Annotated in this window: 8 protein-coding genes and 1 tRNA gene; 3 read left to right on the top strand and 6 right to left on the bottom strand. The window is 43.3% G+C overall.

All coding sequences use genetic code 11. From position 1 onward, the window contains the following. On the top strand, window positions 1–292 hold a 292-nt coding region (locus tag ACE1AQ_RS04575), incomplete at its 5' end, for an aminomethyltransferase beta-barrel domain-containing protein (protein WP_374807947.1). An 89-nt stretch (window positions 293–381) separates the two neighbouring features. Here ACE1AQ_RS04575 and ACE1AQ_RS04570 read toward each other — a convergent pair. The 4 genes from ACE1AQ_RS04570 to ACE1AQ_RS04555 form a co-directional block, all read right to left on the bottom strand. Continuing rightward, complete coding sequence (locus ACE1AQ_RS04570; RefSeq protein ID WP_045359953.1) at window positions 382–1,134, bottom strand: phycobilisome rod-core linker polypeptide; 753 nt, start codon at window positions 1,132–1,134, stop codon at window positions 382–384. Between the two features lie 217 nt (window positions 1,135–1,351). Then, the gene (locus ACE1AQ_RS04565) at window positions 1,352–1,933 is read right to left on the bottom strand and encodes a phycobiliprotein lyase (protein ID WP_002781010.1); all 582 of its coding nucleotides are present in this window, start codon (window positions 1,931–1,933) and stop codon (window positions 1,352–1,354) included. 75 nt (window positions 1,934–2,008) lie between these two features. Beyond that, a complete protein-coding gene (locus tag ACE1AQ_RS04560; protein WP_106908537.1) occupies window positions 2,009–2,932 on the bottom strand; it encodes a restriction endonuclease in 924 nt (307 codons plus the stop codon). 378 nt (window positions 2,933–3,310) lie between these two features. Continuing rightward, window positions 3,311–3,646, bottom strand: a complete 336-nt coding sequence (locus ACE1AQ_RS04555; protein ID WP_110545994.1) for a hypothetical protein — start codon at window positions 3,644–3,646, stop codon at window positions 3,311–3,313. A gap of 134 nt (window positions 3,647–3,780) precedes the next feature. Between ACE1AQ_RS04555 and ACE1AQ_RS04550 the strand changes: the two genes are divergently transcribed. Further along, window positions 3,781–3,851 (top strand) — tRNA-Cys (locus tag ACE1AQ_RS04550). Between the two features lie 48 nt (window positions 3,852–3,899). Here the strand turns inward: ACE1AQ_RS04550 and mtnB are convergent. Then, entirely contained in the window at window positions 3,900–4,517 is a 618-nt protein-coding gene (gene mtnB, locus ACE1AQ_RS04545) for a methylthioribulose 1-phosphate dehydratase (protein ID WP_110545995.1), read from the bottom strand. A gap of 237 nt (window positions 4,518–4,754) precedes the next feature. Here mtnB and ACE1AQ_RS04540 point away from each other — a divergent pair, with 237 nt between their 5' ends. Beyond that, the gene (locus tag ACE1AQ_RS04540) at window positions 4,755–5,135 is read left to right on the top strand and encodes a hypothetical protein (protein WP_008201204.1); all 381 of its coding nucleotides are present in this window, start codon (window positions 4,755–4,757) and stop codon (window positions 5,133–5,135) included. A 10-nt stretch (window positions 5,136–5,145) separates the two neighbouring features. Here the strand turns inward: ACE1AQ_RS04540 and ACE1AQ_RS04535 are convergent, their stop codons facing one another. Further along, window positions 5,146–5,388 (bottom strand): hypothetical protein, encoded by a 243-nt coding sequence (locus ACE1AQ_RS04535; RefSeq protein WP_002760483.1) that lies wholly within the window; start codon window positions 5,386–5,388, stop codon window positions 5,146–5,148. Window positions 5,389–5,722: the final 334 nt, after the last annotated feature.

Genomic DNA, 5,722 nt, shown 5'->3' with positions numbered 1-5,722 from the left:
CGTCATGAATCGGGTTATCGTCGGTAATCGCGAAAGTGCCGTTAGTGCCGCTTGTCTTGTCGGACGGATGAACTGGGTTTCTATTGCTGAACCTACCACCCCTATCCGCGCGCAGGTACAGGTACGTTATCGTTCTCCGGCCGTTCCCGTCAATGTTATTCCCCTGGAAAATAATCAAGTGAAGCTGGTTTTCGATGAACCACAATTTAGTATCACCCCGGGCCAAGCAGCCGTGATTTATGAAGGGGAGATTGTCCTCGGTGGGGGGATTATCTCAGGAGCAACCCCATAGGGAGAGCCACCAATTCACAAAATAACCTGATTATGGTTCGGGGGTCATTCTGCCAATTAGGGACTCTCCCCAGCAGATTTAGCTAAAAATTAACGACGGGGTACAGAAGCCTCGATGTTAATATTCATAGCGGAGACTCTTGGTACAGGATTGCCTTTGGCGCTACCGAGACCCCGGGCCATAGCCAAGAAGCTGGAAGGATCGCCGGCTTTGGGTTTTTGCTCTTGGGGAACATAGCGACGGACAGCATTCTGCCAAACGATTTGGGGGAAGCCCAAAATACCACGATAGTAGCCATCGTAGCGAGGCGAGGTGATGTTGAATGGACGTTCACCGATTTCTCGGCTGGCCAGGGTGCGACGACGTTGGTAGGGAACGGTATCATAACCAAAGCTTTGCAGATACTCGTCACTGTTGAGAAGTTGATCAACAAAACCTTGAATCCCTTTGGTGGCAACGACAATCGACCAAGCAATTTTTTCTCTTTCGCTATAGACATCGCGACCGAGAACTCTTTGTACTACCTGTTCGACAAAGCGATAGTTGCTGTTTTTCTCGTAGAAGCTGTTATAGAAGGTTTTCGATAACAGTAAACCACGAATGAAATCCCGCACCGATAATTGTCCATTGCGTAATTGGGATTCGAGGAAGGGTTCCCGATCCCATTTAAAGGCATGGAAGAAAATCTGACGGTAAGCGGCTTCGATTAAATCGTCCAGGTCGCTAGGGGAGAGGACATTTTCCGTCGTGTAAACTCTCGGTTTTTCGTCTCCACCGACATCATAACCAGCTACCCGCACGTTTTGGGACTTGGGGGCGTAATTTAAAAGAGGAATGGCCAAGGGTAAACCTCCGTATCCTTAGAAATGCTTAAAAAACTTTCCTCCTAATGATAAGGGAGTAGGTGCCAACTAGAAAAGAAATATTAAAAATTCTTACAATTGTTAAGAAAACTTGCTTACCATCCGGGGTGTTGGGGAGCGCCGGAGCAGGGAGCGCCGGAGCAGGGAGAGGGGAGAAAAAAGCTGATGACTGATAACTGATAACTGATAACTGAATTTACCAGCCACTAATCGAATAGGATGATGGTTCGGGGGAATCACTAGAGACTGACTCCGATGACTGATTGCGGGATTCAGCACAAAAAGTGGCCGTATTAAAACCGCCAAAACGTTGAACTGTGCTAGTGCGGAGACGTAAATCGGCATCGGCAAACCAAAAACGCTCGATCGAGGTCATAGTTTCGTATTCTGTAATTAAGACTAAACCTTCCTGTTCATCAATGTGATAACGGCCCGCCACGGGAATGATTTCCGCATAACCTCGCTCCCGCAGGAGAACACCCGCTTGGGGATTATCTTCGTCGGGAATTAGCGCAAAAACGGTGGTTCCTTGATGATTTTCGTTTTCTTTGTCCCACTGCATCGAACCATCCCAACTGACAAAGGCACCCCCCACAGTCTTAGCGGGATCGACTTCGTGCATTTCACAGATAGCGATAATTTTCGGGTTATCGGCGCTTAAAGCTTCCACATAAATCTCGGAATCGCCGGTTTCTGAGCGTCGAAAGGGTAAATGATGGGTGGTGCGCTGAGATTTCCACTGTCCCGCACTTTTCTGAAAAAAGGTCATCCCGTCCATAGTTTTTATCCTCTGTTTTCCCTATCTATTTTAACGCCATGGCCGTTTCCTGTAACCCTTGTCCCCCTCTCTCTCTCATTCATCCCCAAAATAATCATGATCAATTCTCTTGATTTCATAGATTTTTTGGGTCGATACACCTAAATTATAATCAATCATCAATTGACCTAATTCTTCCCCATCAATCAGCACTATTTTTATCTCATTTCTGGGGGCATATTCTAAAGCTTCTTTGGTAAAATAGGAAGTAGTGATAAAAATACCTTTTTTGGCTCCTTGTCCCGCTAATGCCCCGACAAATTTCTGGATTTCTGGACGACCAACGGCATTATTATCAGCCCATCTTTTGGCTTGAATATAGATTATATCTAAACCGAGTCTATCTTCTTTTATTATCCCATCAATCCCTTGATCCCCGCTCTTACCCACTGCTTTGCCAGCATCTCTAATCGAGCCACCATAACCCATTTTTACCAGTAATTCTACTACTAATTTTTCAAAAGCATCTGGGGATAATTTTCGCAGAATAGAAAGTAAGTCTGTCGCTAATGCTTGACGAATTTCTTGATAGGAGTTTTCTAGTAATTCCTCTGGGTTTTGTTCTTGATCAGAAGTTGATAAATTGCTTTCAAGAGTAATAGTTTCATTTTGCTTATTGACTCTAGTAAATTCTTGAAACTCAGGAAATTGCCTGAGAAATTTGGTATCAATTCGAGTAGGATTTTGAGATAAGATTTCTTTTCCTTTCTCAGAAATTACAAAAGTTGCCCTTTGGGGTGAGTCAATTAATCCCGCTTTCTTTAAATAGGTTTTTGCCCAACCGACTCGATTAGCAAAAATTTCTTGTTGTCCACTGGGAAGCATTTCTTTTCTTTCCGCTTCCGTGACTTGAAACTCTCTGACCAAGGCTTCAAAAATTTCTCGATATTTATAAACTTTGCCATCTGCAAGTATTTTTAATAGCGGCAACATAATCGATTGAAAATCGGGAATGGGCATAGTTCAGATGAAAAGCGGGGTCAGTCATTCCGATTATACAGCAACAATCTCCAAGAATTTAGATAATAATACAAAATCGTTTTTTAATAGTGCGATTAACTGCCAATCGAACTTTTAAAACCCACTCCCTACTTCCCTAATTCCCCACTCCCTACCCTCCTATACTTTTAAAACAGGATTTAGTATAATACACCTGAACTTATTAATGATTGGGAGGCATTACTAAAGAATTTGAGAGAGAAATTATCGCCATTGATAATCGTCTTGATACTCCAAAATAAGCTGTTGACTATTTAAATTACTGGTGAAGACTGTTTATGAGTGCCGGAGCGGGTAGCAGGGAGTGTCAATGTCATGGCTAAAAAAACCCTATCCCTGCTATTCATACAAAATCTCATCAAAACAAGCTTCTCCCACACTCGCTAAAGTCCTAGCGGCAGCTTTATCAGTTTTCGACTTCTGCACGAGGGTGCGGAATTGCTGTAGATTGTAACGAGCTTGGAATTTTTTAATCGTGCAGTCGCATAGGTCTTTTGCCACATCAGCAGCTAATCCCTCCCCGCGCGCTCTTTGTAAACATTCTTGACGATAACTGTCGAAAGTCGTGGCAGTATTAGAACTTTGGCTAAGGTAAACGGCATTATTAGCCTGTACTGGCAAGGATAAAGCCAATAAACTGATAAAAGTTAGTAAATATCTTTGATTTCTCATCATAATCGCTTTTTTAAGCCTAAAATCCCCCACTAGATTAGAGAACCGCTGCCTAAATTATAGATCGATCGCTTGACTCTTAGGTTCCACTCTTGGCAAACTGTCATCTGTTATGCTAGGATAAATATTGCTTGATCGGCGCCATCGCCAAGTGGTAAGGCAGAGGTCTGCAAAACCTTTACCCCCAGTTCGAATCTGGGTGGCGCCTTGGAAAATGTCGGCAATCTTTTCTTGATTGCCTTGTCTAAATTAAGGTTTACGAAGGTTTTACTTGATAGGCTGCCACTAGATAGCGAAACATATACTCGACTATCTCTAAATAATTCTCGGTAGTTTCTAGAGACTCACCCCACACCGTCACGCCATGGTCAGAAATCAGTAAAGCGGGAATTTCTGGGGGGAAAGTTGAGAATCTACTTTCTATTTCTGCGGCAATTTTCGGCACATCGAGATAGTTAGCAAAAACTGGCATAAATACTCGAGGATTTTCTACCCAAATACCTAAACCTTTCAACATTTCTAAGGGAGGTAACGATAACTTATCCTCACGAGCAAAACGGCAAACTAAATTCGCTTCCACCGAGTGGACATGATAACAAGCTTGTGCTTGGGGAAAGAGACGATAAATCACCTGATGAATGCTAGTTTCTGCCGAAGGACGATTATCCCGATGAGCTAATTCCCTGACTTTTCCCGTCAGATCCACGCGCACAAAATCCTCTTCTGTGAGTTTACCTTTACTTTTGCCACTGGCAGTAATCCAAAAACTATGATCATCAACTTTAGCGGATAAATTACCCGCTGTGCCAAGCATCCAACCCAGTTGATAAAATCTTCGGGCAGCTGCCACTAGAGATAGACGAGGATCGCTCATGGTTTTTAGAGATATGGTGGATAGGGACTGACTATTATAACAAGTTGAAGCCAGCAGACGATCCACTCCCCAGCAGATTTGCTGAGGATGTCAGTCAAGATCATCTCGATCAAAACTAAACCCAAGGTAGAAGAGAGCGAGGAACCAGTGAGCAAAAAGAAGATTTAACCGTGGCAATGTGTTAGGAATGTGTTAGGTTAAAGATAATTGCAGCTTTGATGAATCGAGGGTTGAGCCGTGAATAACAACTTTTTCCGCAGCTATTCTGTCAATGATTCTGGTTTGGGTTGTTTCTTATCTTTGATTTTAGTCGGATTGTTGTTAGGCTCGATCGGACTGGGTTGGTTAGTCAATGGTTTTTTAATTCTCGTCGCATTTCTAATCATTTCCCCCGTCATTGCTTGGGGAATTTTTCGCTGGTGGTTGCGACGCAATTTAGTTGAAGATAGCTGTCCCGTCTGTAGCTACGAATTTACGGGTTTTAACCGCATGGAATGCCAATGTCCTAACTGTGGTGAACCGTTAAAAGTGGAAGGGGGTAAGTTTATTATTCTCACCCCTCCCGGTACGATCGATGTCCAAGCGATCGAAGTACCTACCGGACAGTTGGAAGATTAGAGTCAAACCATCACCATCTAGGCACGCGCACCAAACTGAAAGCGGGGGTTCTGAATTTTAACAATAACAGCAGTCCCAACAGGTGAATTGACCAATGAACGAGAATTAAGCCCCAAATAATTGCAAAAATCAAACTACTAACGGCAAGAGCTTTAAAAATATCATTATCGGTCTTTTGATACCAGAGAAGACTAAGGAAGGAAAGCAGTAGGAGTAGAAGCGGAAAAAGTGGGGAGAACATGGGGATCACCATTGGGTGAGGGGACTGTCTTCACATCCATAGCCTATCATTTTCCCTTTGCAGTTACGCGTAGCAGCGGCTACATACCCCCCTATTTGTCATAAATCTTTAGAATTAAATTAAAAAGTTGACCGAAAAATTGGGTTTAAAGCCTCGCCCTTTTAGGGCGACTTTATATGATCTATGATATTAAGAATAGCGGGCAGGGTAAGCAACCGCTTAAAAAACCCAGTCATCGCAGGATGAACGCACCTTGAAAACTAGAGTTATGGGGTTCTATAGGGGAATGCTCCTATAGGTAAAAGCTCTAAGCGTCAAGTACCAGAGAAACCAATTATTTTAGAGG

This window comes from Microcystis sp. BLCC-F209 (assembly GCF_041928595.1).
Taxonomy (GTDB): Bacteria; Cyanobacteriota; Cyanobacteriia; order Cyanobacteriales; family Microcystaceae; genus Microcystis.
The sequence above is the reverse complement of the archived record's forward strand: the minus strand, read 5'-3'. Positions and strand labels throughout refer to the sequence as shown.